The organism is Leisingera sp. XS_AS12 (assembly GCF_041224635.1).
Lineage (GTDB): Bacteria > Pseudomonadota > Alphaproteobacteria > Rhodobacterales > Rhodobacteraceae > Leisingera.
Genome location: NZ_JBGFGM010000121.1, coordinates 15,539 through 39,653 on the forward strand (window position 1 = coordinate 15,539; position 24,115 = coordinate 39,653).

A 24,115-nucleotide genomic window follows, 5' to 3' on the forward strand; every position below is an offset into this window, starting at 1 on the left:
GCTGTCCGGTCTGACGGGTGGAGGGGGCGGCTCAGTTCACGATCAGCGCCACCAGATCGCTTTCGGGGTCCGCCAGCGGCTCGATCACGTTGAAATGATGCTTGCCGAAGGCGATGACGTGATCCGCGTCCCAGGCCTCAACCAGCCAGATCGCCTGGTCCAGAAACGCAGGCCGTTCCTCGCCGCCGACCCAGACGGTGACCTCCGCCGGGTAGCGGTCCTGCATCTCCACCGGGCTTTCCGCGATCGCTGCGGCGGAATCCATCTTGAACTTCTGGTTCATCGAGGTGCGCAGCAGGGGGCGCAGGTCGGACAGCGGCGAAATCGGGATTACCGTCTTGATCCGCGCGCCCACCTCCGCCGGCAGCAGGGTCTTGTCCAGCATCCGCGCCACCAGATGGCCGCCGGCAGAATGCCCGGCCAGGGCGATTGGCCCCTCGACCTCAGCTGCGATGCGGGTCACTGCAGCAGCAATTTGCCGGGTGATGTCGGCGATCCGCACCGAAGGGCACAGGTCATAGGACGGCATCGCCACCGCCCAGCCGTGCTTCAGCGCGCCGCGGGCCAGGTGCGACCAGCTGCTTTTGTCGAAGGCCAGCCAATAGCCACCATGCACAAAGATGAGCAGCCCCTTCGGCGTCCCCTCGGGCAGGAACAGGTCGAACTTGTGCCGCTCGCCTTCGCCATAGGCTATGTCCAGCCGGGCCCGTTCATGCAGGCTGTTGCGGAAATCCTCGGCCGACGCCGCCCAGCGCGGCGGGTAGTCCGCCGCATTTTCGATATACGCGCCATTGGCATAGGCATCATCCAATTCCATGCCCGGTCTCCCTGAAGTTTTTATTTGCGGCTACCTGACAGTGTCGCACAGCCCGTGTCAAATTCCGCATGGTTTTCGCGCGCCCATCATTTGATCAAATTCTGGACTTATGGTTCCCTCTGGACATAACTGGGCGCAGCTGATTTGCATTCCAGCGACACAGAAACCCGGGAGGCCTGCCATGCTTGACGCAACCACTGACCTGAAATCCCTGCTGAACGATCCCAGCCTGCTGGAAACCCGCGCCTATGTCGGCGGCAAGTTCGTCGAGGGCGGCAGCACCTTTGACGTGACCAACCCCGCCCGCGGCGACGTGATCGCGCAGGTTGCCGATCTGGACCGCGCCGCGGTGGCCGGCGCCATCGCCCAGGCCGAAGCCGCGCAGAAGGACTGGGCCAAATGGACCGGCAAGGAGCGCGCGGGCGTGCTGCGCAAGTGGTTCGACCTGATGATGGAGAACCAGGAAGACCTGGCGGTGATCCTGACCGCCGAGATGGGCAAGCCACTGGCCGAGGCACGCGGCGAAATCGCCTATGGTGCCTCCTTCATCGAATTCTTCGCCGAAGAGGCCAAGCGCGTCTACGGCGAGACCATCCCCGGCCATCAGCGTGACAAACGCATCACCGTGCTGAAGCAGCCCATCGGGGTTGCCGCCTCGATCACGCCCTGGAACTTCCCCAACGCGATGATCACCCGCAAGGCGGGCCCGGCGCTGGCGGCGGGCTGTTCCTTTGTGGCGCGCCCGGCGGAGCTGACGCCGTTGTCGGCCACCGCGCTGGCGGTTCTGGCGGACCGCGCGGGCATTCCCGCAGGCGTGTTCAACGTGGTGCCCTCCTCCAACGCGTCGGAGATCGGCAAGGAATTCTGCGAGAACGGCGCGGTGCGCAAGCTGACCTTCACCGGCTCCACCGAGGTCGGCCGCATCCTGATGCGGCAGGCGGCGGACACTGTCATGAAATGCTCGATGGAGCTGGGCGGCAACGCGCCTTTCATCGTGTTCGACGATGCCGATCTGGACGCTGCGGTCGAGGGCGCGATCATGTGCAAGTTCCGCAACAACGGCCAGACCTGCGTCTGCGCCAACCGGATCTACGTGCAGGCCGGGGTCTATGACGAATTCGCCGCCAAGCTGAAGGCCGCGGTCGAGAAGATGACCGTTGGCGACGGGCTGAAAGAGGGGGTGCAATTCGGCCCGCTGATCAACCAGAAAGCGGTGGAAAAGGTGCAGGCCCATATTGCGGACGCCAAGGAAAAGGGCGCAGAGGTTATCCTCGGCGGCAACCCGTCCGAGCTGGGCGGCACCTTCTTTGAGCCCACGATCATCACTGGCGCGACCACTGACATGGTCTTCGCCACCGATGAGACCTTTGGCCCGATGGCGCCCCTGTTCAAGTTCGAGGACGAGGACGAGGTGATCGCGATGGCCAACGACACCATCTTCGGCCTCGCCTCTTACTTCTATGCCAAGGATCTGAGCCGCGTCTACAAGGTGGCGGAAGCGCTGGAATACGGGATCGTCGGGGTCAACACCGGCATCATCTCGACCGAGCTGGCGCCGTTTGGCGGCGTGAAACAGTCGGGCCTCGGCCGCGAAGGCAGCCACCACGGCATCGAGGACTACCTGGAGATGAAATACATCTGCATGTCGGTCTGACCGCGCTTGCACGGGGGGGGGCGGGCCACGGCACCGCCCCCGGTGTCATAAAACCGCAACGCCGCCGTCATGCGCCTGTGACGCGCAGCGGGTCTGTTCCGCCCATCAATTTTGACTGGGAGACACCCGATGCCGCTGCGCATGATCTGCCTGACCTCCGCCCTCGCCCTGAGCGCCGGTCAGGCCTTGGCCGAGATGAATTTCAACCGTATCGCCTCATTCCCCGTGGTCGCCAACATGGCCGCTGGGGAAGACACCAGCCGCGAGACCTCGCCCGAGATCATCGCCGCCACCGCGGACGGGCTGACGCTGGCCTATACCGACAGCCCGCTGAAGGCACTGGGCCGCATCGACATCACCGATCCCGCCAATCCCAAGCCGCTGGGCAACATCACCCTGCCGGGAGAGCCGACCTCGGTTGCCATCAAGGGCCAGACCGCATTTGTCGGGGTAAACACATCGGAAAGCTATACCGCGCCGTCGGGGTTGCTGATGGCCATTGATATTGCCAGCGGCGACACGCTGGGCAGCTGTGATCTGGGCGGTCAGCCGGACAGCGTGGCACAGGCGCCGGACGGCAGCTTCATCGCCGTGGCGATCGAGAATGAGCGCGACGAGGATCTGAACGGCGGCCAGATCCCGCAGATGCCTGCGGGCAATCTGGTGATGCTGGATCTGACCGGGGACAGCCTCGACTGCGCGTCGATGAAGGTGGTCGGCCTGACCGGGCTGGCCGAGATTGCGGGTTCCGACCCGGAGCCGGAATATGTCTCGATCAACGCTCTGGGTGAAACCGTTGTCACCCTGCAGGAAAACAACCACATTGTCGTGGTCTCGCGCGATGGCAGCGTCGTCAGCCATTTCTCCGCCGGGGCGGTGGACCTGGAGGGCATCGACGCCACGGACGAGCGCGGCGCGCTGATCTTTGACGAGAGCCAGAAGGGCCGCCTGCGCGAGCCCGATGCGGTTGCCTGGATCGATGACGACCATTTCGCCACCGCCAATGAAGGCGACTACCAGGGCGGCTCGCGCGGCTGGACGATCTTCCGCAAGGACGGCACCGTGGTCTACGACAGCGGCACCAGCTTTGAACATGCCATCGTGCAGATCGGCCACTACCCGGACAAACGCTCGGACGCCAAGGGCGTGGAGCCGGAATCGGTCACCTTCGGCAAGTTTGACGGCACGCCCTATGTGTTTGTCGGCGCCGAGCGTGCCTCGGTCGTCGGCGTCTATGACGTGAGCGATCCTGCCGCGCCGGTGCTGAAGCAGCTGCTCCCTTCGGGCGTCGGTCCCGAAGGCTATGCGGTGATCCCCGAGCGCAACCTGTTGGTTTCGGCCAATGAAAAGGACCTGATCGAGGACGGCGGCGCGCGGGCGCATGTCAGCCTGTTCGAGCTGCAAAACGCACCGGCCGCCTATCCGCATCTGACCTCCGCCGGCGCGGACGAGCTGATCGGCTGGGGCGCGATCTCCGGCATGGTGGCCGATCAGGACGGCATGATCTGGGCGGTGAACGACAGCTTCTACGGCTTCCAACCCTCGATCTTCAAAATTGATCCCAGCCAGACCCCGGCCCGCATTGTGGATGTGATCCGCATCCACCGCGCCGACGGCAACCCGGCGCAGAAACTGGACCTGGAAGGCATCACCCTTGATGGCGAAGGTGGTTTCTACGTGGCCTCGGAGGGGCGCAGCGACCGGCTTGTCCCGCATGCGATCTACCACGTGGACGCAAACGGCCTGATCAAGGCGAAATCGGGCGAAATCGCCCTGCCGCCGGAGCTGCAGGCGGTGGAGCGGCGCTTTGGCTTCGAGGGCATCACAAAGGTCGGCAACACCCTGTGGATGGCCGTCCAGCGCGAATGGAAGGATGATCCGAAGAACCACGTCAAACTGGTGGCCTACAACCTCGACACCAAGGAATGGGGCGCGGTGCATTACCAGAAAGCCGAGCCGCAGACCGGCTGGGTCGGCCTGTCGGAAATCGCCGCCCATGACGGCTATGCCTATGTGGTGGAACGCGACAACCAGCATGACGTGCGCGCCGTGACCAAGAAGGTCTACCGCATCCCGCTGTCGGAGATGGTGCCCGCACCGCTGGGCGGCGAGCTGCCCGTGGTTTCCAAGGAGCTGGTGCGCGATCTGCTGCCCGATCTGAAATCCACCGGCGGCTATGTGCTGGACAAGGTCGAAGGCCTGGCGATCCTGCCCTCGGGCGAGATCTATGTCTCTACCGACAATGACGGCGTCGATGACAGCTCGGGCGAGACCATGTTCTTTTCCATCGGCGCGGCGGGCCAGCCCAGCTAAGCCCGCGCAGAAACCGCAAAAAGCAACAAAGCCCGCCATCTCTGGCGGGCTTTTCCGTGCTGCATCGACCGGATCAGTTGACCGATTTGGCCTCGATCTCGGGATGCTTGGTGCGGGACGAGGCAATTTCGATCCGCCGCGGTTTCAGTGCTTCGGGCACCTCGCGATACAGGTCGATATGCAGCATGCCGTTTTCATGGGTGGCGCCTGTCACCCGCACGTGGTCGGCAAGGGTGAAGCGACGCTCGAAGGCACGGGTGGCAATGCCACGGTGCAGGAACGTCCGCTCTTCGTCGTCCGTGTCAGCCTTCTTGGCCGAAACAACCAGCGCGTTTTCCTTGACCTCGACGCTCAGGTCATCTTCGGAGAAACCGGCAACGGCCACCGAAATGCGATAGCTGTCGGCATCGGTCTTTTCGATGTTGTAGGGCGGGTAGCTGGACTGGGTGGAATCGGCGCTCAAGGCGCGGTCCATCAGATTTGCGATCTGGTCAAAGCCGATGGTGGCCCGGTGCAGCGGGGTAAAATCGAAGGTACGCATGTGTCATCCTCATAAGTTGAGCGATTTCAACGGTGCCTTCCCTTTTGGGACAGGCGGGTCACGTCCGGGCCCCGATTAGCGGCGGCCCCGACAATGCTGAGATAGGAAAGCAGAAGAGGGGTTCAAGGGGGGTGTCAGCCTTCGGGGCGGACAAATTTTGCGCCGCCCGCGGATAAACTTCCATTGCCGACCCGGATACGCTTGATCGGTGGGCCTGGCGGTTTAACCGGGTTGCGGCGCAGCTGCGCCTTCAATTCCGCCACGCGCTCTGGCAGCTTCATGCCAAAGGCAACCTTTCGGCCATTGTAGCTGCCGCCGCCCGAAACCAGCGCCAGGATGCGTCCCCGCCCGCCCACCTGCGAGAACACCGGCGCACCAGACGACCCGAAGGTCACGTTGCAATCGACCACCATCACGTCGTCCTGCTCCCCCAAGAGGTTGCAGTGACGCTGCCGTGACGGCGCTTCGGCCCGCCCCATGCCATAGGAGGTAACGGATATGTCCTGGCCATAATCTCGCGCCGCATGCAGCGCAAAGGCATCGGCCTCGTGGCTGTGAATGGGCTGCACCAGACGGATCAATGCAACATCGTGGCGAATGTTGTTCATGTCCAACCGACGCTGTGGGTCAAACCCCGGATGCGCGGCGATCTGCAACGCCTGCCGCTCGGCAATGGCCACACCGTCGCGCAGCCCGGCGCGAAAGATGATCTGCTCGGCCGGTCGCAGCATCCCGTCGCGCCCGTAAACGCAATGCGCCGCGGTCAGCACCAGTTCCGGCGCAATCAGGGTCCCGGTGCAAAACCCCTGCCCCTTCAGCTCCAGCCGCCCCACGGCTTCCCAGCCCAACACGTCCTCGCGGTCTGTCAATCGCCGCAGGCCGGTGTCCTGGGCCATCGCTGCCGCGCTGACGCCGCAGGCGACAAGCGCCAGCATCAGCCCCCGCCAGCTCATTGCCGGATGAACTTGGCGCCGGAGGTGCCACGCCCCTCACCGACCCGTACCCGACCGACGCCGGGCGGCATGCGGCTGCTAGTGGCAACGCCGGTCAGCTGTGCCTGCAACAGGGCCAGCTCCTCCGCCAGCGCAGAGCCAAGCGAGACCCGCTTGCCACTGACCTCGGCCTTGGCCGACACCACCGAAACGATCCGCGGCTTATCCCCGTCAAAGGAAAACACCGGCGCCCCGGAGGAGCCAAAGTCCACATCACAGGACATCACCAGCACCCCCTCCTGGCGCGCCATCACCGCGCAGACCTCTTGCAGGGAGGGCGCTTCCGAGCGGTCGTGGGCATAGGACACCACGCCGATCCGGGCCCCCTTGCGCGGGCGGGCGTCGGTTTCAAAGGGGGTGACGGTGGTATTTCGAATCGGGCGTTGCAATTGCAGCAGTGCCAGGTCATTGCGCACGCGATCCGTCGAAAGGGCACCGTCAAACACGTAGGAAGGATGCTCGACCGCCCGGCGCACCGAGCGGTACGCCGAGGCGCGACCGTTGCGCCAGCCTGCGAGAAATTCGATCGTCGAGGGGTCGATCCGTTCCTTGGTGCGGCTGTCGTAAAGGCAATGCGCCGCGGTGAGCACCAGATCGGGCGCGATCAACGCGCCAGTGCAAAAACCTTCGCCATTGACGTCCAGCCGTCCGACGGCTTCCCACTTTCGGCCTGCGTCCAGCGTATCCATCCGCTGCAGACGGCTGTCCTGCGCCAAAGACACGGCTGGCAGCACCGCTGCCAGAACCGCCAGAACCCACTGCCTCACTCGCGTCTCCTCTTGTCCACCAACCGGGAGATTACCTGTCTCTTCAGGCGAAATTACGGCAAGCGGCGGACAAAGGCAGCCCCGTATGGGGGGATTCTTTTCATTTGTTCAGCGCAAGATCGGCACCTCCGGCACGATCTTGCCGGGCGCAGTCAACGCGGGTGGTTGCGGCCCGCCGGTGGCCCAGTCCAGCAGCTCGACCGTGTGGACAATCGGCAGCTGCGTGCCGGAGCCGATCTGCATCATGCAGCCGATATTGCCCGCGGCGATCAGGTCGGGCTGCTTTGCCTCCAGCGTCTTCACCTTGCGCGCCTTCAACTGGGCCGAGATTTCCGGCTGCATCAGGTTGTAGGTGCCCGCCGAGCCGCAGCACAGGTGACTGTCAGCCGGCTCCACCACCGTAAAACCGGCGCGTTTCAGCAGCGTCTTGGGGTGGGTCTTGATCTGCTGGCCGTGCTGCAGCGAGCACGCCGCGTGATAGGCCACCGTCAGCCCCTTCTCCGTGCCCTCCGGCAGTTCCAGCTGCATCAGCAGCTCGGAAATGTCCATGGCAATCCCCGACACCCGCGCGGCATCCGCCGCCAGCGCGTCATTGCGGAACATATGGCCGTAGTCCTTGACCGTGGTGCCGCAGCCGGAGGTGTTGATGACGATGGCGTCCAGCCCCTGCCCGTCCATCTCGGCGGTCCAGGCGCGAATGTTTTTCGCCGCCGTTGCGTGGCTTTCCTCCTCGCGCCCCATGTGGTGGGTCAGCGCTCCGCAGCAGCCCGCGCCTTCGGCCACCACCACCTCGCAGCCCAGCCGGGTTAGCAGGCGGATGGTGGCGTCATTAATGTCGGTGTTCAGCGCCTTCTGGGCGCAGCCGGTCATCAGGGCGACCCGTTTCCTGCGCGGCGCGGCGGCGGCAAAGCTTTGCGGATCGTCATTGCGGCTGACCGGCGGGATCTGTTTCGGCGCCATGTCCAGCATCGCCCGCAGTCGCGCATCCGGCATCAACCCGCGCAGGGGCCGCGCCAGCTTTGCCCCCAGAAGCGCCAGCCGGAAGCGGGTCGGATAGGGCAGTATCCGCGCCAGCAGCCAGCGCAGCGCGCGGTCGCTCCAGGGGCGGTCGTAATGCTTCTCGATATAGGCGCGGGCGTGATCCACCAGATGCATGTAATGCACGCCAGAGGGGCAGGTGGTCATGCAGGCAAGGCAGGACAGGCAGCGGTCGATATGCTTGACGGTCTTGGCGTCCGGCACCCGCTCGTTTTCCAGCATGTCCTTGATCAGGTAGATCCGCCCGCGGGGGCTATCCAGCTCATCCCCCAGCACCTGGTAGGTGGGGCATGTGGCGGTGCAGAACCCGCAATGCACGCAGGAGCGCAGGATTTCATTGGACCGCGCGATGCCGGGATCCTGCAGCTGTTCTTCGGTGAAAGTGGTCTGCATGTCCTACTCCATCAGGCCTGAGTTCAGAATGCCGCGCGGATCGAACTGCTGCCGCAGTCCCGCCGACAGTGCCGCCAGCGGCGCGGGCTGCGGCTGGAAGACCCCAAGCCGGGCGCGGGTCTCGGCGCTGGCGCGCACCAGCGTTGCATGGCCCGGCACGGTGATGCGGGCGCGCAGATCGGTGCCTTCCGGCACCAGCGCCCAGATCAGCCCGCCGCCCCAGTCGAACTGCAGCGCCTCGGCCTGCAACTGCGGGGCCAGCGCCACGGCATCCGACGGTTTGACAGAAATCCGCCAGACATCGCCCGCGCGCCCGTGGAACGCCACCACGTCACGGATGCCCTGCCACACTGCCTCGCTGTCCTCCACCAGCCTTGTCGAGCCGAACCGGCCCAGTTCCGCCACCAGCCGTTCGGCCCGGTAGGCCGCCGAGGAGGAAAAGCCTTCGACGCGGACGTAAGCGACCGACCGATCAGGATCATAGGCCGCCCCGGTCACATCATAAGGCGACCCCAAGGCCGCCGACATGGCCGCCACGGCAGACGGCAGATCGCCGCCCTCGACAGCCACAGTGACGACAGCTTCGGGCCGCGGCAGCACCTTCAGGGACACCTCGCTCAGCACCCCCAGCGTGCCATGGGCACCACACATCAGTTTGACCAGGTCATAACCGGTGACATTCTTCATCACCCGGCCGCCGTTCTTGAGGACCTGCCCGCTTCCGTCGACAAACCGCACCCCCAGAAGATGGTCCCGTGCAGCCCCCGCCTGAATGCGGCGCGGACCCGACACATTCGCGGCAATCACCCCGCCAATCGTCGGCGTACCGGCCTTGCCCAGAAGACCACGATGATCCATCGGCTCAAACGCAAGTTGCTGGTTCTCCGCAGAAAGCAGCGCCTCGACCTCGGCCACCGGCGTTCCCGCCCGCACCACGAGCGTCAGCGCGCCCGGCTCATACAGCTCCACGCCGGTCAGCCCTTGGGTGCTGAGCACATCGCCCGCCACCGACAGCCCGCGGCTGCCACCGCCCTGAATGGCCAAAGGCCCCTCGGCGTTGGCGATCGCTTCGGCCAGCTCCGCCTCTGTCTCTGGTGTCATCATCTTCATCTTTGTCCAAATACTCTGGGGTTTGGGGCAAAGCCCCAATTATGCAGCGGACATCACCACGCCGCGGCGGCTTTCTGTCACCGACAGGGGGAAGACCTTGGCCGGGTTCAGCAACCACTTCGGATCGAACACGTCCTTGACCCTCAGCTGCGCCTCCAGATCGGCAGCGCTGTACTGATGCAGCATCAGGTCGCGTTTCTCGATACCGACACCGTGCTCGCCGGTCAGGCAGCCACCAACCTCGACACAAAGCTTCAGGATCTCGGCACCAAAGGCCTCGCAGGTTTCCAGATCACCCGGTTTGTTGGCGTCAAAGAGGATCAACGGGTGCATGTTGCCGTCGCCTGCATGAAAGACGTTGGCCACATCCAGCCCGAACTCCTTGCTCAACTCTCCAATCCGGCGCAGCACCGTCGGCAAGGCCGAAACCGGAATCGTGCCGTCGAGGCACATGTAATCGTTGATCTGCCCCATCGCTCCGAAGGCCGACTTGCGGCCCAGCCAGATGCGGGCGGCCTCATCGGCATCGCGGGCTTCGCGCAGCTCCACCGGGTTGTGCGCGCGAGCGATCTCCGCGATCAACGCCAGCTGGTGGTCGATCTCCGCCGCGCTGCCCTCCACCTCGATCACCAGAAGCGCCTCGCACATCGGATAGCCCGCCTTGGCAAAGGCCTCGCAAGCCTCGATGCAGGGGCGGTCCATGAATTCGATCGCAACCGGCAGGACACCCGCCTTGATGATATCGCTGACACAGGCTCCGGCCACTTCGTTGCTGTCAAACGCGATCAGAACCGGCCGCGCGCCCTCGGGCTTGTGCAGGATGCGCAGGGTGGCTTCGGTGACCACACCCAGCTGCCCTTCGCTGCCACAGATCACGCCCAGCAAATCGAGACCGCCTGCATCAAGATGCGCACCGCCGATCTCGACCACCGAACCGTCCATCATCACCATGGTCACACCCAGCAGGTTATTGGTGGTCACGCCGTATTTCAGACAATGTGCCCCGCCGGAGTTCATCGCAATATTGCCAGAAATCGCGCAAGCCAGCTGCGAGGACGGGTCCGGGGCGTAGAAGAACCCCTCTTCCTCAACGGTGCCGGACACGCTGAGGTTGGTGCGGCCCGTCTGGACCCGGATGAACCGGTTGTCATAGTCCGTCTCCAGCACCTCGTTCATGCGGGCAACGCCGAGGATCACGCAGTCGGCCGTCGGCAAGGCCCCACCCGCCAGCGAGGTGCCTGCCCCGCGCGGCACCACCGGCACCCCCTCCTCGTGGCAGATCCGCAGCACGTCCGAAACCTCCCGAGTACTGCGCGGCAGCACCGCCAGCAACGGCGGACACTTGTAGGCCGTCAGCGCATCACATTCGTAGACGCGGGTCTCGGCCTCATCCTGGATGATCGCATCGGCAGGCAGCACCTCTGCCAACCGCGCCACAAGCGCGTCCTTGCGGGCCAGAATGGCGGGGTTCGGGGATGGCATCTGCATGGGGCTCTCCTCTTTGGTCAATTAATATTACCAATTTACCCCATCTGGCAAGTGGCGGATTGCCGCGCTAGGGTGCGCTCATGACCTGGATCGACCGTTTGACACTTTTTTCGCTCTTTGACCTGGCCGCGCTGGCGCTGCTGGTCTGCGGCTGGCTGTGGATCGGCTGGCGGATCGAAAACCCGCCCAAGGGGCGACCTTCGGTGTCGTGGCTGATGGCGGATTTCCGGCGCGACTGGATGAAACGCATGGTCGAGCGCGACCCGCGGATCTTTGACGCCCAGCTGGTGGGCAACCTGCGCCAGGCCACCGCATTTTTCGCGTCTGCCGCGATGATCGCCATCGGTGGCGGGCTGGCGCTGATCGGCAATACAGAGCAGCTCGCCGGGGTGGCCGAAGACCTGATGCAGGACAGCGCCCCCGCTTTCGTCTGGGAGATCAAGGTGCTGCTGGTGGTCCTGTTCCTTTCCAACGCCTTCCTGAAGTTCGTCTGGTCACACCGTCTGTTCGGCTATTGCGCGGTGCTGATGGCGGCGGTGCCGAACGACCGGGCGGATCCGCAGGCCTATCCGCGGGCGGCACAGGCCGCCGAGATCAACATCACCGCCGCGCGCAGTTTCAATCGCGGCATGCGGGCCACCTACTTTGCGCTGGCAGCCGTGGCCTGGCTGGCCGGTGCAGCCGCGCTGGCAGCCGCGGCTGTCATCACCATGGCAGTGTTGTACCGGCGCGAGTTTGCCTCGCAATCGCGCAGCATCCTTTTGCGCACCCCGCCCGAAAGCAAGGGTGACACGGCATCGTGACTATACCAATGCGCTGAGCCAGTGTCAGACTGGCACCATGATCCTGCGACTCGCCACCCTTGCCATCTGCCCGCTCTGTCTGGCGCCCCCTGCCGCCAAGGCGGATCCCCCGGTGATTGAGGACGCAAGCGCGCGCCCATCGGCAGATGGCTGGACAATCAGCGTGACCCTGTCCCATCCCGACACTGGCTGGGACCATTATGCCGATGGCTGGCGCGTGCTTGACATGGATGGCAACGAACTGGGCCTGCGGGTTCTGGCCCATCCGCACGTGCGCGAACAACCCTTCACCCGTTCGCTGAGCAACATTCAGATCCCGGCCCAGACCACTCAGGTACAAGTCCAGGCGCGCTGCCTGATCGACGGCTGGGCGCAGGCGACCTATCTCCTCAGCCTGCCCTAGGCCGCTGGCACGTAGTGTGAAAAAGGTCGAAACGACGCGATCCGGGTGGCGTCACACCCGATGGTACGGGCTACCGCTCAGGATTGTCGCGGCACGGTAGACCTGTTCGGCTAGCATGACCCGAACCAGCATATGCGGCCAGACCATCTTGCCAAAGGAGATCGAGAAATCGGCCTCGGCGCGCAGGCCGGGATCGATGCCGTCGGCACCGCCAATGATCAGCGCCAGATCCTGCCGCCCGCTGTCGCGCCAACCGGCCAGCCTGTCGGCAAAATCCGGGGAGGAAATCATCTTGCCACGCTCATCCAGGGTGCAGATCACCGCGCCGCGCGGCAAGGCCTTGCGCAACAGCGCCGCCTCGGCCGCCATGCCGCCGTTCTTCTTGTCCTCGACTTCAACCACACGGGCCGGGCCCAGGCCAAGGGCGCGGCCGGTCCGGTCGAACCGGGTAAGGTAATCATCGATCAGGGATTTTTCGGGGCCAGCGCGCAGGCGGCCAACCGCACAGATATGCAGACGCATAGAGGCTCCACACCATATGGCCCGCACCCTTTGCGCGGGCCGCAATCAGAGGCAAGTGCCCCGGCTCAGTCGTCGCCGGTCTGAGCGGCGGCGGCAGTGCCTGCGGGCATCCACATCTTTTCCAGCTGATAGAACTCGCGCACTTCCGGGCGGAAGATATGCACGATGACATCGCCGGTGTCGATCAGAACCCAGTCGCCGGCATCTTTGCCTTCGACCTTGCTGACAATCCGGTACTCCTGCTTGAGCCGGTCGGTCAGTTTTTCAGCCATGGCCGCAACCTGACGGGTGGAGCGGCCCGAGGCCAGCACCATGTAATCCCCGATCGAAGTCTTGCCGCGCAGGTCGATCTGCACAACATCTTCGGCTTTGTCATCGCTGAGTGAGGAGAGAATCCGCTCCAGCAGCTGTTCGCTGGTGGGCTGGGACTGGGCGGCCATCACGGCTGCCCCAGAAACAGCGGCATCCGCCGCTTGAGGTACGGGTGACAGGACATAGTCCTCCTTACAACGCGCCGCCAAGCCCCGGCGCCGGGCCTGTTAATAATGTAGCAACCAGTGGGTAAAATTTCAATGAATCCCCCACCTGTGATGCAAGCCATGTGCTTTATCCCTCCTTGCCCGCAGGCGCAACCCTGACCGGAAGTTCGTCGTTCAGCATCCGCACCTCGCGCTGCGGGAAGGGGATGGAAATGCCCTCGGCCTGGAAGGCGTCCCACAGCGCCAGGTAGACATTGCCGCGAATATTCGTCAGCCCGCCGGTGGGATCGTCGATCCAGAAGCGCAGCACGTAGTCGACGCTGCTGTCGCCGAAGCCCGTGATATGGCAGACCGGGCGGCGGTTGCCCGCCTGCAGCACCCGGTCCACTCCGAGCGCGGCCTCGATCGCGATGTTGCGCACCCTGTGCGGATCGTCGCCATAGCCGGTGCCGAAATGCAGGTCGAGCCGCACGAACTTGTTGGAATGCGACCAGTTCACCACTTGCGAAGTGATCAGATCCTCGTTCGGAATCAGGTATTCGCGCCCATCGCGAGTGACCACGGAGACATAGCGCGCGCCCAAAGCGTTGATCCAGCCGAAGGTGTCGCCCAGCGAGATCACGTCGCCGGGCTTGATCGACTTGTCCAACAGGATGATCAGGCCCGACACCAGGTTCGAGACCACCTTCTGAAGGCCAAAGCCAAGCCCCACGCCGATGGCCCCCGACAGCACCGCCAGCCCTGTCAGGTCGATACCGATCGCCTTCAGCCCGATGAAGAACGCCGCACCGAACAGCAGGATCTGCGCCAGCTTGGCCCCCAGAACCTGCATGGACGGCGAAATGTCGGGGTTGCCACGGATGCGGTTCGCCGCCACCGAGGATATCACCCGTGCCAGCGTCAACATGACCCCCAGGATCACCGCCGCCTGCACCACCAGATACAGCGAGATCCTCAGGTCTCCGAAATCGATGGCGACGCCATCCAGCAGGGCAGTCGCCTCCTCCGTGACCCCGAGGATGCGCAAGGTGATCCAGATCCAGGCGCCGTATTTGACGAGGTTCCGTAGCAGTGGATTGGCCACAAGCCGGGTGGCGAAAGACACGATCAGCCAGGCCAGGGACAGGTTGGCGATCACCGTCAGCAACCGCGAGCGGCTGGGCCAGGTGACCTCCTGCATGATCAGCACCACCAGCCAGATCAGCACCACGAAAACGATGCCGCGGATCCGCTTGTGCAGCACCAGCCCTGCCCGCATCCGCCAGCGCGGCCAGCCTTCGCGGCTGCGCAGCCAGTTGTGGAACGCCGCGCTCAGCGGGCGCGCGACCAGTGTGGCGAGGACAAACAGCCCCACCGCGATACCGATCTGGTAGGCATTCCACGGCCGCAGCAGGTGCTCGATCGTGTCGATGGCGAAGGTCCACAGCTGCTGACCAAGCGCAATCGCCTCTGCTGCCCCCTCTGCCAGGGCATCCTTGGGTTGGACCTGCTCCTCGGGCTCCATCATGCCTCCCCTTTTCAGACAGTCTGCCGTTGTGACCGGTCGGGATCAAGAAAAGACGGGGACAGGCCGCGATGGAACGGAACCGCCGAACGGGCGTCAGAGAGAACGAATCTTGATTGCCGGCCCGCGCGGATGTATCTGACAGCCATGACCCTCGTATTGGCCCAAAAGATTGAACTGCAAGACCGCGCCCGGCTGCGCGAACGGTTCTTTGGCGCCGCCCGCACGGTCCTGGCGCGCCTATAAGGCGTTTGCCCAGCCCAACAGCCAGCATACCCAATACATTACGGGAGTGGACCCATGTCCCCCAAAACACTCTATGACAAGATCTGGGATGCGCATGTCGCGCATGAAGCAGAGGACGGCACCTGCCTGCTCTATATCGACCGCCACCTGGTCCATGAGGTGACCAGCCCGCAGGCCTTCGAGGGTCTGCGCATGGCCGGCCGCAAGGTGCATGCCCCGGACAAGACCATCGCGGTGCCGGACCACAACGTGCCTACCACGCTCGACCGCGCCAAGGGCATCGAGAACGAGGAAAGCCGCATCCAGGTCGAAGCGCTCGACCGAAACGCCAAGGAGTTCGGCGTGCACTACTACCCGGTGGATGACATCCGCCAGGGCATCGTGCACATCGTCGGCCCGGAACAGGGCTGGACCCTGCCCGGCATGACCGTGGTCTGCGGCGACAGCCACACCGCCACCCACGGCGCCTTCGGCGCGCTGGCGCATGGCATCGGCACCTCCGAGGTGGAGCACGTGCTCGCTACCCAGACGCTGATCCAGAAGAAGTCCAAGAACATGAAGGTGGAGATCACCGGCAAGCTGAAGCCGGGCGTCACCGCCAAGGACGTGACGCTGGCCGTGATCGGCGCCACCGGCACCGCCGGCGGCACCGGCTATGTCATCGAATACTGCGGTGAAGTGATCCGCAACATGTCGATGGAAGGCCGCATGACCGTCTGCAACATGGCAATCGAAGGCGGCGCCCGCGCGGGCCTGATCGCCCCGGACGAGACCACCTTTGAATACGTCAAGGGCCGCCCGCACGCGCCGAAGGGCGCGCAGTGGGAAGCCGCGCTGAACTGGTGGAAGACGCTCTACACCGACGAAGGTGCCCATTTCGACAAGGTCGTCACCCTGAAGGGCGAAGACATCGAGCCGGTCGTGACCTGGGGCACCAGCCCCGAGGACGTTCTGCCGATCACCGGCGTGGTGCCGAACCCCGAGGACTTTACCGGTGGCAAGGTCGAGGCGGCGCGCCGCTCGATCGAATACATGGGTCTGACCCCGGGCCAGAAGCTGACCGACATCGAGATCGACACCGTGTTCATCGGCTCCTGCACCAACGGTCGCATCGAAGACCTGCGGGCCGTGGCCGAAGTGGTGAAGGGCAAGAAGATCAAGGACGGCATGCGCGCCATGATCGTTCCCGGCTCCGGCCTGGTGCGGGCGCAGGCCGAGGAAGAAGGCCTGGCCGAGATTTTTGAGGCCGCCGGCTTCGAATGGCGCCTCGCGGGCTGCTCCATGTGCCTCGCGATGAACCCCGACCAGCTGGCCCCCGGCGAGCGCTGCGCGGCCACTTCGAACCGCAACTTCGAGGGCCGCCAGGGCTACAAGGGGCGCACCCATCTGGTCAGCCCGGCAATGGCAGCCGCAGCAGCTCTCACCGGCAAGCTGACGGACGTACGTGAGCTGATCTGAGCAGGAGAGGCCAGACCATGGCGTCCAGCACCTCTCTTCCTGCGGTAGCCAGCCTGTGGATCGGGGATCGCCTCAACTGGCTGCACGAACTGTCTCTGGCCAGTTTCGTGCAGCGCGGCCACGAGGTTGTCCTGTTCCACACCGCCCCTTCCCCGCCGCCGGTTCCGGCAGGTGTCCGCACCTGTCCGGCGCCAGAGATCTGGGATGCGGCTGCCGCGGGCCATGGAGAGGCGCCTGCCTCGATGCTGTCGGATCTGTTCCGGCTCTATCTGCTGAAGCAGACAGAGATGATCTGGATCGACACCGACATGCTCTGCTACCGGCCACTGCCGGACGCGGACTACCACGTGGGGTATGAGCCCACGCGGTCGATCAACGGCGCGGTGCTGCGTCTGCCCAAGGGGTCGGCGACGCTGAACCATCTGCTGGACTGGTTCGAGGATCCCGAGTTCGTGCCGCCATGGCTTCCCCGCAAGATCCGCAAGGAAGTGGAGGCCGCCCCGCCCGGCAAGCGGCTGCTCAAGGCCTTTGAGCTGCAACGCCCTTCGCTGGGGCCACGGGCGCTGGATCACACGCTGAACCTGACCGGCGAGGTCCAGCACGTCCGCCAGCCGGACGTGTTCTACCCGATCCGCGGCGTACTGACGGACGTCTTCTTCAGCGGCCATTGCCAGGAAGACGGCTGGCTGACGCAGAATACCCTGGCCATCCACCTCTATGCCTCAATGGTGCGCCGCTATCACAAGGCGCACCGGCCCGAAAAACACAGCTTCATTTACCGCTTCGCACAGGAAATCGGTTTTGACCTCAGCGGATTGAAGCACCAGAAACAAGGAAACGAGTAATGGAAAAGTTCCAGAAACTTCACGGCATCGCCGCGCCCATGCCGCTGGTGAACATCGACACCGACATGATCATCCCCAAGGTGTTCCTGAAGTCCATTCAGCGCACCGGCTTTGGCAAGCACCTGTTCGACGAGATGCGCTATAACCGCGACGGGACCGAGATCGAGGATTTCGTCCTGAACAAGCCGCAGTACCGCAACGCGGAGATCCTGATCGCGGGCGACAACTTCGGCTGCGGCTCCTCGCGCGAGCACGCGCCCTGGGCGATCGCCGATTTCGGCATCAAGTGCATCGTGTCCACCTCCTTTGCCGACATCTTCTTCAACAACAGCTTCAAGAACGGCATCCTGCCGATCGTGCTGCCGCAGGAGCAGGTCGACATCCTGATGGCCGACGCTGAAAAAGGCGCCAACGCCCGCATGACCGTGGACCTCGAAGCACAGGAGATCACCACCTCAGACGGCGTGGTCATCACGTTTGACGTCGACCCCTTCAAGAAGCACTGCCTGCTGAATGGCCTCGACGATATCGGTCTCACGATGGAGAAGGCCGACGCGATCAAGACCTTCGAAGAACAGGCGTCGCAGGCGCGTCCCTGGGTCTGAGAACAGAGGTGGCCGCCCTGTTGATCGGGGCGGCTGCCCGCCATCGCAGTTGATTCTGCCGCAGTTCTGACACAATCCGGTCGCCGCGCCCCGGCATCTGGTCCATTGTGGCGGAAGCCCGACCACCCACACTATCTAGTATCATAGCCGACGCAGCCGCGGGGCTGACGCTGGATATTGATGCAATCTCGCACCAGTGCTGACACCAACCTGCGCCCTCCATCCCGTCCGCCTCTTGAGCGGAAAGCCGCCAAACGGCAGATTGGGGCAAAAATGAGGCAGAGCCCCCGGCAAGTTGGACCGGGAGCTTCACAGCCGGACACAGAGGTACAAATGCCCGTTCCGGTTTGAAGGGATGACAACGGTGATTGCACGTATCACAGGCGCGGTTCTCCGCGGATCAATGGTGGCACTGCTGTTTGCCACGCCGGCACTGATCCTGCCTGCCAGCGTTACCACGTCTCCGGAAATCACCCTCTTTATCGCCTTGCTCGCGGCGGCGCTGGTCGTGACGGAATATGCCGCCCATTTCCCCAGCTTCGTGGAATTCCGCAACGCGCCTCCCATAAACCGGCTGCGGTTTGCCATGGCGGTCGCCGTCATCGGCGGGCTCAGCCTGCTGATGGCCCATCCGCTGGCCCCGACCGGCCTGACCGCGCTGGTCCAGCAGCTTGCCCATTGGCTCGGCGGGCAGCTGGATTTTGCCTATTCCCCGGTGCAGCTGACCATGTTGATGCTGCCACAACAGGTGCACCTCGACACGGTTGTGATGGTGCGGAACGCGGCGGCGCTGGCGGCGACGCTGGCCGCAACGGCAACAGGCATCTTCGCCCTGGTCATCCGCTTCGGTCACTGGCCGATCGGCAACGGCCCGTTCAATGTCTGGGTCAATCTGCCCCTGTTCGACCCCACAACGGGCGGCGACGTGGTGCAGCGGCTGCAACGGGATGGGCGGATCAACATCATCGGCGGCGTCCTGCTGCCCTTTGCCCTGCCTGCTGCGGCGCAGATGACAACCGGTTGGGTCGGTCCGGCCCTGTTGACCTCGCCCCAGATGCTGATCTGGATTGCGGGCGGCTGGGCGCTGGTGCCGGCGTCCATGGTGATGCGCGGCATGGCAATGCTGAGGATCGCCGGCCTGATCGCCCAGAAGCGCCGGGCCGCCTGCCGGGACGAGGCCGAAGAAGACGCGCTGCAAACCGCATGAAGGAGGTGGCGGCGGCTCTGGTTCTGCTCCTGGCCGCTGCACCGGGCCTTGCCCAACAGCTGCGCATCGCAACTTTCAACACCGAGCTTTCCCGCGACGGCCCCGGTTTGCTGCTGCGGGATATCGACCGCGGCGAGGATCCCCAAATCGCCGCAGTGATCGACGTCATCTCCGCGAACAATGCCGACGTGTTGCTGTTGCAAGGCATCGACTGGGACCTGGAGAACCGGGCCGTGCAGGCGCTGCGCCGCCGCCTGTCCGAGGCTGGCACGGATTACCCTCATATTTTGTCCCTGCAACCCAATGCGGGTCGCCCCCCCGCTCAGCCGCTTGATCTGGACGGCGACGGAAAACGCGGGGGACCGGGGGACAACCAGGGCTATGGCCGCTTCCGCGGACAAGGCGGCATGGCACTTCTGTCGAAACTGCCGATTGATGTCACGGCGGTGCGCGACTTGTCGGATCTCTTGTGGCGCGAACTGCCCCAAGCACAGCTGCCGCGTCACCCCGATGGAAGCCCCTACCCCAGTCGCGACGCCCAGCAGATTCAGCGGTTGTCGGACACCGGACATTGGGTGGTGCCGATCATGCTGCCGGACGGCTCGCGGCTGCATGTGCTGGGCTTTCACGCGACACCTCCGGTTTTTGATGGGCCAGAAGACCGGAACGGCAGGCGGAACCACGATGAGATCCGCCTCTGGCAACTGCTTCTGAATGGAGAGTTGGGGCCGGTGCCGCCCGCCCCCTTCGTGATCGTTGGCGATGCCAACCTGGACCCGGACCGCGGCGCGGGAAGACGCTCCGCGATCCGGGACCTGCTGAGCGACCCGCGCCTGCAGGATCCGGTGCCCGAAAGCGCCGAGGCGGGCACAGCGACCGTGGACTGGGCCAGCGTCGGGAAGATGCGGGTGAGCTACGTGCTGCCTTCGGCCGGGCTGCGTATTACTGGCTCTGGTGTCGACTGGCCACGCGACGCGCAGGACGCGGCAGACCGAGCCAGCCGTCACCGGCTGGTCTGGACCGACATCACCCTGCCCTGAGTGCTGCCCGGCGGGCCTGCCGCCTGAAAATCGCGCGAAGGCCAATCCCCAAGCCCCATATTCTTGACCCCGCCCCCCGCTGCCGCTACGCCCGTGACAGCTGATTTTAGGAGGATATCCATGCCCAACCCATCTATTCTGATTCTGCCCGGCGACGGGATCGGTCCCGAAGTCATGACCGAAGTCCGTAAGGTCATCTCCTGGTTCGGCGACAAGCGCGGCGTGGAGTTCGACGTCAGCGAAGACCTGGTCGGTGGTGCAGCTTACGACAAACACGGGGTGCCGCTGGCGGACGAAACGATGGCCAAGGCACAGGAAGTGGATGCGGTTCTGCTGGGCGCCGTCGGCGGCCCGAAGTATGACGCGCTGGACTTCTCTGTAAAGCCCGAGCGCGGCCTCCTGCGCCTGCGCAAGGAAATGGACCTCTACTCCAACCTGCGCCCGGCACAGTGCTTTGACGCGCTGGCGGATTTCTCCTCCCTGAAAAAAGACGTGGTTGCCGGGCTCGACATCGTCATCGTGCGCGAACTGACCTCGGGCGTCTACTTCGGCGAGCCGCGCGGCATCTTCGAGGAAGGCAACGAGCGCGTTGGCATCAACACCCAGCGCTACACCGAGAGCGAAATCGAGCGCGCCGCGCGCTCGGCCTTTGAGCTGGCGATGCGCCGCAACAAGAAGCTCTGCTCGATGGAGAAGGCCAACGTGATGGAATCCGGCATCCTGTGGCGCGAGGTGGTGACCCGCGTCAGCAAGGAATACCCGGAGGTCGAACTGTCGCACATGTATGCCGACAACGGCGCCATGCAGCTGGTGCGCGCGCCCAAGCAGTTCGACGTGATCCTGACCGACAACCTGTTCGGCGACATTCTATCCGACTGCGCCGCGATGCTGACCGGCTCGCTTGGCATGCTGCCCTCCGCCTCGCTTGGCGCACCGATGGCCAACGGCCGTCCGAAAGCGCTGTACGAGCCGGTGCACGGCTCTGCCCCCGACATCGCGGGCCAGGGCAAGGCCAACCCGATTGCCTGCATCCTGAGCTTTGCCATGGCGCTGCGCTACAGCTTCGATCTGGGCGATGAGGCCGCGCGTCTCGAAGCCGCGGTCGAAAAGGTTCTGGCCGACGGCGTGCGCACGGCCGACCTTCTGGGAGAAGAAGGCGTGGAGCCGGTCTCCACCAGCCAGATGGGTGACGCAATCGTCGCAGCGCTGGACGCAAGCCTCTGATATCAGAGAGCTAATCACTACCTCATGAAAGCCCCGCCCGATCGCCGGTGCGGGGCTTTTGCGTTGGCCCACTTCCCTGATGGCGCGCGGCGAAATCTTTTGCCGAAATCGGCATCTTTCTGTCAAATCACCCTTGTCAAATCGCCCGCCCTGAGCTATTTCGCCCTCCACGGTCGGAGCGTAGCTCAGCCTGGTAGAGCACTGTCTTCGGGAGGCAGGGGCCGGAGGTTCGAATCCTCTCGCTCCGACCAATAAAACAAGGCGCCTTCGGGCGCCTTTTTTTGTTTTCACGAAATGCGCTTGGCACCTTCCCGGCTGCGAGCTGGCTGAAACGCTGATGCGCCTCGTCAGGCGGTGGGCGGCGTCCTGTCGGGCTCCGGCAGCAACAGGCTGACCGCGAGGTTGAACTCCCCCGTTGGATCATCGCGTATCTCCAGGCTGCCCCCCATCAGCGCCGCCAGTTCGCGACAGATGGACAGCCCCAGCCCGGAGCCACCCCGATGCTGAACACGGGCTGTTTCCAACTGGGTGAAACGCTCGAAGACACGCTCGCGGTCGTCGACGGCAATGCCCAGGCCGGTGTCCAGCACGGTGACACGGATCGGCAGGCGGTCGCCCGCTTCATATTGCACGCGAATACAGACCCGTCCCTGATCGGAAAATTTCACCGCGTTGTCGGCAAGATTGTTGACGATCTGCGACACCTTCCCATGATCCACGACCAGCTGCGTCGGAACCCCTGCGACCACGTCCACCGTGGTTTCCAGCGGTTTGCCGTATCGACTGACGTTCGCGGTCAGCATCTCGCGCCATTGCCGTGCCAGATCCGCGACCATGGTCGGGCGCGGGTTCCACTTCAGCGCATCGGAGTCGAGACGCGCAGCCTCTAGCACGTTGACGAGTTGCGACAGCAGCAGCTCCGCCGCGCGATGTCCGACATCCGCCCGCTCCCGCGTTTTGTCCGAGGCGCTTTCGTCAGTCTTGATCAGGTGGAACAGCCCGAGAATCACGTTCAGCGGCGTGCGGATTTCATGGCTCATGGTTGCCAGGAAGGCGGTTCGGGCCTCCACCGCCGTATTCGCCCGCACCACCTCGGACGCGAGCATCGCATTCAACTCGGCAAACCGGGCCTCGCTGGCCTCGCTGGCCCGCAACTGGGTCAGATCGTTATGGGCACCAAGCATCCGCACGGGTTTGCCGGTCTCGTCGCGGATCGCCAGACCGCGGCAGCGAACCGTGACCATATGGCCCTCGGCATGGCGATAGCGCACGATCTGGTCATAGGGGTGATCCGGGTCTGCCAGATGTTTGTTGAAATTGTCCAACGCGAGGGCAAGGTCGTCCGGGTGGATCAGGTCCTGCCACTCCTCTGCCCGGTGCTCCCGGGTGGCCGGATCAATGCCAAACAGGCGCCAGAACTCCGGGCTCATCCACTCGTTCTCGGGGTTTTCCAGGTCCCAGTACCACAAGCCGTCAAGCGAACCGAGTTGCAGGAACTCGAAGATCGTGTCCTCGCGTTTGACCAGATCATACAACTCTTGCTTGAGATAATGCATTCAGCTCCATCCTTGCAAACGCCCCACGGGAGCGGGTGAAAGGCGTGCCCGCCTTGGCAGCACGAACCACTGCCTCACTCAGCAATGCCAGATTTGGCTAAATTACTCCAGATCAATCCTAGGTAGAAATGTCGCGGAGTTTAAGGATGTTCGACAGGCCCCGACTCATCGCATTTGTGCAAGGATCGTCAGGCGGCGTCCACTGCCGCCTGACGCAGCTGTTTCCACAGGACGTCCAGCGTCGACTTGGTGCTGCGCGGATCGCGGTAGAGCCGGATTTCAAGGTCCGTGGACAGCCGATCATCAACCACCGCAAAACGGCCGGTGCCGATCTCGCGGCGACACAGGCTCAGCGGGAGCCACCCCATGCCAAAGCCCTCTTCGATCATCGCCTTTACACTGTTCGCCAACGCGTTCTGATTGACCACGAAGACCTTTTGCCGCGGAAGCAGCTGTTCCAGGGCAAACTCTTGAACCGACCGCAACGCCGACACGGCGCCATAGGACAGCAACGGCACCGCGTCCTTGCCCGAAGCCGTGAAATTGAATTCCGGGGTGCCGTCCGGCAGGGTGCGGGACACGGGGACAAACCGGTCGGTGGACAGCGTCAGATATTCGAAATTGGCAACTTCGAGCGGGCCGAGGAAGTCCATCGACGGATGCCAGTAGGTCAGGATCACGTCGCAATAGCCCTGTTGCAGCGCGCTGACGAACTGGTCCGCCGCCCAGGACGTCGAGTTCAGATCCGTCTCCAGCCCATCTTCGCTGACCAGCGGCGCGATCAGGGTCTTGTAGTGCGTCATGTACAGCGACTGCGAGGCGGCAAATCGGATCACGTTTTCGCTTGCCGCATCGATGGTCTGACAACGCTCGATGGTTTCCTCGTAGGTGCGCAGCATGATACGCGACTGCGACAGGAACACCTCCCCCGCCGGCGTCAGGGTCAGCGGCAGGGTCTCGCGGTTGATCAACCGCACGCCGATTTCATTTTCCAGCGCCCGGATCCGGCGTGAGAAGGCAGGCTGGCTTACATTGCGCTCTTCGGCCGCGCGCGAGAAATTCTTGCACGCGACCAAAGCTTCAAAATCTCTGAGCCAGATGATGTCCAAA

22 protein-coding genes and 1 tRNA gene are annotated in these 24,115 nt (G+C 64.1%); 11 read left to right on the forward strand and 12 right to left on the reverse strand.

The window, feature by feature from the left end; translation table 11 throughout:
- Positions 1 to 31 precede the first annotated feature (31 nt).
- Positions 32 to 817, reverse strand: a complete 786-nt coding sequence (locus AB9K35_RS19425) for an alpha/beta hydrolase (RefSeq protein ID WP_369928676.1) — start codon at positions 815 to 817, stop codon at positions 32 to 34.
- Between the two features lie 181 nt (positions 818 to 998).
- On the opposite strand from AB9K35_RS19425, the gene AB9K35_RS19430 reads away from it, so the two are divergent.
- Positions 999 to 2,471: an NAD-dependent succinate-semialdehyde dehydrogenase gene (locus AB9K35_RS19430; RefSeq protein WP_222454815.1), complete on the forward strand. Its 1,473-nt coding sequence runs from the start codon at positions 999 to 1,001 to the stop codon at positions 2,469 to 2,471.
- A 129-nt stretch (positions 2,472 to 2,600) separates the two neighbouring features.
- Entirely contained in the window at positions 2,601 to 4,784 is a 2,184-nt protein-coding gene (locus tag AB9K35_RS19435; RefSeq protein WP_369928678.1) for an esterase-like activity of phytase family protein, read from the forward strand.
- 73 nt (positions 4,785 to 4,857) lie between these two features.
- Here the strand turns inward: AB9K35_RS19435 and AB9K35_RS19440 are convergent, their stop codons facing one another.
- From AB9K35_RS19440 to AB9K35_RS19465, 6 genes are all read right to left on the reverse strand, one after another.
- A complete protein-coding gene (locus tag AB9K35_RS19440; RefSeq protein WP_222454813.1) occupies positions 4,858 to 5,325 on the reverse strand; it encodes an Hsp20 family protein in 468 nt (155 codons plus the stop codon).
- 134 nt (positions 5,326 to 5,459) lie between these two features.
- A complete protein-coding gene (locus tag AB9K35_RS19445; RefSeq protein WP_369928680.1) occupies positions 5,460 to 6,260 on the reverse strand; it encodes a serine protease in 801 nt (266 codons plus the stop codon).
- 14 nt (positions 6,261 to 6,274) lie between these two features.
- Positions 6,275 to 7,084 carry a trypsin-like serine protease gene (locus tag AB9K35_RS19450; protein ID WP_222454811.1) on the reverse strand — a complete coding sequence of 270 codons (810 nt, stop codon included), beginning with the start codon at positions 7,082 to 7,084 and terminating at the stop codon, positions 6,275 to 6,277.
- A gap of 108 nt (positions 7,085 to 7,192) precedes the next feature.
- Positions 7,193 to 8,515 (reverse strand): glycolate oxidase subunit GlcF, encoded by a 1,323-nt coding sequence (gene glcF / locus AB9K35_RS19455; RefSeq protein WP_369928682.1) that lies wholly within the window; start codon positions 8,513 to 8,515, stop codon positions 7,193 to 7,195.
- Positions 8,516 to 8,518: 3 nt separating this feature from the next.
- Complete coding sequence (locus AB9K35_RS19460) at positions 8,519 to 9,616, reverse strand: FAD-binding protein (RefSeq protein ID WP_369928684.1); 1,098 nt, start codon at positions 9,614 to 9,616, stop codon at positions 8,519 to 8,521.
- A gap of 48 nt (positions 9,617 to 9,664) precedes the next feature.
- A complete protein-coding gene (locus tag AB9K35_RS19465) occupies positions 9,665 to 11,113 on the reverse strand; it encodes an FAD-linked oxidase C-terminal domain-containing protein (protein ID WP_369928686.1) in 1,449 nt (482 codons plus the stop codon).
- An 80-nt stretch (positions 11,114 to 11,193) separates the two neighbouring features.
- Between AB9K35_RS19465 and AB9K35_RS19470 the strand changes: the two genes are divergently transcribed.
- Together AB9K35_RS19470 and AB9K35_RS19475 are read left to right on the forward strand one after the other, a co-directional pair.
- Positions 11,194 to 11,916: a DUF599 domain-containing protein gene (locus tag AB9K35_RS19470; RefSeq protein ID WP_369928688.1), complete on the forward strand. Its 723-nt coding sequence runs from the start codon at positions 11,194 to 11,196 to the stop codon at positions 11,914 to 11,916.
- A gap of 37 nt (positions 11,917 to 11,953) precedes the next feature.
- A complete protein-coding gene (locus AB9K35_RS19475; protein ID WP_369928865.1) occupies positions 11,954 to 12,319 on the forward strand; it encodes a hypothetical protein in 366 nt (121 codons plus the stop codon).
- Positions 12,320 to 12,370: 51 nt separating this feature from the next.
- Here the strand turns inward: AB9K35_RS19475 and rlmH are convergent, their stop codons facing one another.
- From rlmH to AB9K35_RS19490, 3 genes are all read right to left on the reverse strand, one after another.
- Positions 12,371 to 12,841 (reverse strand): 23S rRNA (pseudouridine(1915)-N(3))-methyltransferase RlmH, encoded by a 471-nt coding sequence (gene rlmH / locus AB9K35_RS19480; protein WP_369928690.1) that lies wholly within the window; start codon positions 12,839 to 12,841, stop codon positions 12,371 to 12,373.
- 65 nt (positions 12,842 to 12,906) lie between these two features.
- A complete protein-coding gene (gene rsfS, locus AB9K35_RS19485; protein ID WP_222454804.1) occupies positions 12,907 to 13,281 on the reverse strand; it encodes a ribosome silencing factor in 375 nt (124 codons plus the stop codon).
- Between the two features lie 166 nt (positions 13,282 to 13,447).
- On the reverse strand, positions 13,448 to 14,824 hold the full coding sequence (locus tag AB9K35_RS19490) for a mechanosensitive ion channel family protein (protein WP_369928867.1): 1,377 nt from the start codon (positions 14,822 to 14,824) through the stop codon (positions 13,448 to 13,450).
- A 300-nt stretch (positions 14,825 to 15,124) separates the two neighbouring features.
- On the opposite strand from AB9K35_RS19490, the gene leuC reads away from it, so the two are divergent.
- From leuC to AB9K35_RS19525, 7 genes are all read left to right on the forward strand, one after another.
- Positions 15,125 to 16,528, forward strand: a complete 1,404-nt coding sequence (gene leuC, locus AB9K35_RS19495; RefSeq protein ID WP_369928692.1) for a 3-isopropylmalate dehydratase large subunit — start codon at positions 15,125 to 15,127, stop codon at positions 16,526 to 16,528.
- Positions 16,529 to 16,545: 17 nt separating this feature from the next.
- Entirely contained in the window at positions 16,546 to 17,373 is an 828-nt protein-coding gene (locus AB9K35_RS19500; RefSeq protein WP_369928694.1) for a hypothetical protein, read from the forward strand.
- Positions 17,373 to 17,978: a 3-isopropylmalate dehydratase small subunit gene (gene leuD, locus AB9K35_RS19505; protein WP_222454800.1), complete on the forward strand. Its 606-nt coding sequence runs from the start codon at positions 17,373 to 17,375 to the stop codon at positions 17,976 to 17,978. The genes AB9K35_RS19500 and leuD overlap by 1 nt, the downstream gene beginning before the upstream one ends.
- A 364-nt stretch (positions 17,979 to 18,342) precedes the next feature.
- A complete protein-coding gene (locus tag AB9K35_RS19510) occupies positions 18,343 to 19,185 on the forward strand; it encodes a hypothetical protein (RefSeq protein WP_369928695.1) in 843 nt (280 codons plus the stop codon).
- A complete protein-coding gene (locus tag AB9K35_RS19515; protein WP_369928697.1) occupies positions 19,182 to 20,225 on the forward strand; it encodes an endonuclease/exonuclease/phosphatase family protein in 1,044 nt (347 codons plus the stop codon). Before AB9K35_RS19510 ends, AB9K35_RS19515 begins: the two co-directional genes overlap by 4 nt.
- 120 nt (positions 20,226 to 20,345) lie before the next feature.
- The gene (leuB, locus tag AB9K35_RS19520) at positions 20,346 to 21,449 is read left to right on the forward strand and encodes a 3-isopropylmalate dehydrogenase (protein ID WP_369928699.1); all 1,104 of its coding nucleotides are present in this window, start codon (positions 20,346 to 20,348) and stop codon (positions 21,447 to 21,449) included.
- 174 nt (positions 21,450 to 21,623) lie between these two features.
- Positions 21,624 to 21,700: transfer RNA gene (locus tag AB9K35_RS19525), tRNA-Pro, on the forward strand.
- Between the two features lie 96 nt (positions 21,701 to 21,796).
- On the opposite strand, the gene AB9K35_RS19530 is transcribed toward AB9K35_RS19525, so the two are convergent.
- Complete coding sequence (locus tag AB9K35_RS19530; RefSeq protein WP_369928701.1) at positions 21,797 to 23,005, reverse strand: ATP-binding protein; 1,209 nt, start codon at positions 23,003 to 23,005, stop codon at positions 21,797 to 21,799.
- Between the two features lie 188 nt (positions 23,006 to 23,193).
- Positions 23,194 to 24,114 carry a LysR family transcriptional regulator gene (locus AB9K35_RS19535; RefSeq protein ID WP_222454795.1) on the reverse strand — a complete coding sequence of 307 codons (921 nt, stop codon included), beginning with the start codon at positions 24,112 to 24,114 and terminating at the stop codon, positions 23,194 to 23,196.
- Between the last annotated feature and the right edge of the window lies 1 nt (position 24,115).

Bases quoted from the DNA above. Each gene is read 5' to 3' on its own strand.
- AB9K35_RS19425 (WP_369928676.1), bottom strand. From the start codon at position 817: ATGGAATTGGATGATGCCTATGCCAATGGCGCGTATATCGAAAATGCG.
- AB9K35_RS19430 (WP_222454815.1), top strand. From the start codon at position 999: ATGCTTGACGCAACCACTGACCTGAAATCCCTGCTGAACGATCCCAGC.
- AB9K35_RS19435 (WP_369928678.1), top strand. From the start codon at position 2,601: ATGCCGCTGCGCATGATCTGCCTGACCTCCGCCCTCGCCCTGAGCGCC.
- AB9K35_RS19440 (WP_222454813.1), bottom strand. From the start codon at position 5,325: ATGCGTACCTTCGATTTTACCCCGCTGCACCGGGCCACCATCGGCTTT.
- AB9K35_RS19445 (WP_369928680.1), bottom strand. From the start codon at position 6,260: ATGCTGGCGCTTGTCGCCTGCGGCGTCAGCGCGGCAGCGATGGCCCAG.
- glcF (WP_369928682.1), bottom strand. From the start codon at position 8,515: ATGCAGACCACTTTCACCGAAGAACAGCTGCAGGATCCCGGCATCGCG.
- AB9K35_RS19460 (WP_369928684.1), bottom strand. From the start codon at position 9,616: ATGACACCAGAGACAGAGGCGGAGCTGGCCGAAGCGATCGCCAACGCC.
- AB9K35_RS19465 (WP_369928686.1), bottom strand. From the start codon at position 11,113: ATGCAGATGCCATCCCCGAACCCCGCCATTCTGGCCCGCAAGGACGCG.
- AB9K35_RS19470 (WP_369928688.1), top strand. From the start codon at position 11,194: ATGACCTGGATCGACCGTTTGACACTTTTTTCGCTCTTTGACCTGGCC.
- AB9K35_RS19475 (WP_369928865.1), top strand. From the start codon at position 11,954: ATGATCCTGCGACTCGCCACCCTTGCCATCTGCCCGCTCTGTCTGGCG.
- rlmH (WP_369928690.1), bottom strand. From the start codon at position 12,841: ATGCGTCTGCATATCTGTGCGGTTGGCCGCCTGCGCGCTGGCCCCGAA.
- rsfS (WP_222454804.1), bottom strand. From the start codon at position 13,281: ATGGCCGCCCAGTCCCAGCCCACCAGCGAACAGCTGCTGGAGCGGATT.
- AB9K35_RS19490 (WP_369928867.1), bottom strand. From the start codon at position 14,824: ATGGAGCCCGAGGAGCAGGTCCAACCCAAGGATGCCCTGGCAGAGGGG.
- leuC (WP_369928692.1), top strand. From the start codon at position 15,125: ATGTCCCCCAAAACACTCTATGACAAGATCTGGGATGCGCATGTCGCG.
- AB9K35_RS19500 (WP_369928694.1), top strand. From the start codon at position 16,546: ATGGCGTCCAGCACCTCTCTTCCTGCGGTAGCCAGCCTGTGGATCGGG.
- leuD (WP_222454800.1), top strand. From the start codon at position 17,373: ATGGAAAAGTTCCAGAAACTTCACGGCATCGCCGCGCCCATGCCGCTG.
- AB9K35_RS19515 (WP_369928697.1), top strand. From the start codon at position 19,182: ATGAAGGAGGTGGCGGCGGCTCTGGTTCTGCTCCTGGCCGCTGCACCG.
- leuB (WP_369928699.1), top strand. From the start codon at position 20,346: ATGCCCAACCCATCTATTCTGATTCTGCCCGGCGACGGGATCGGTCCC.
- AB9K35_RS19530 (WP_369928701.1), bottom strand. From the start codon at position 23,005: ATGCATTATCTCAAGCAAGAGTTGTATGATCTGGTCAAACGCGAGGAC.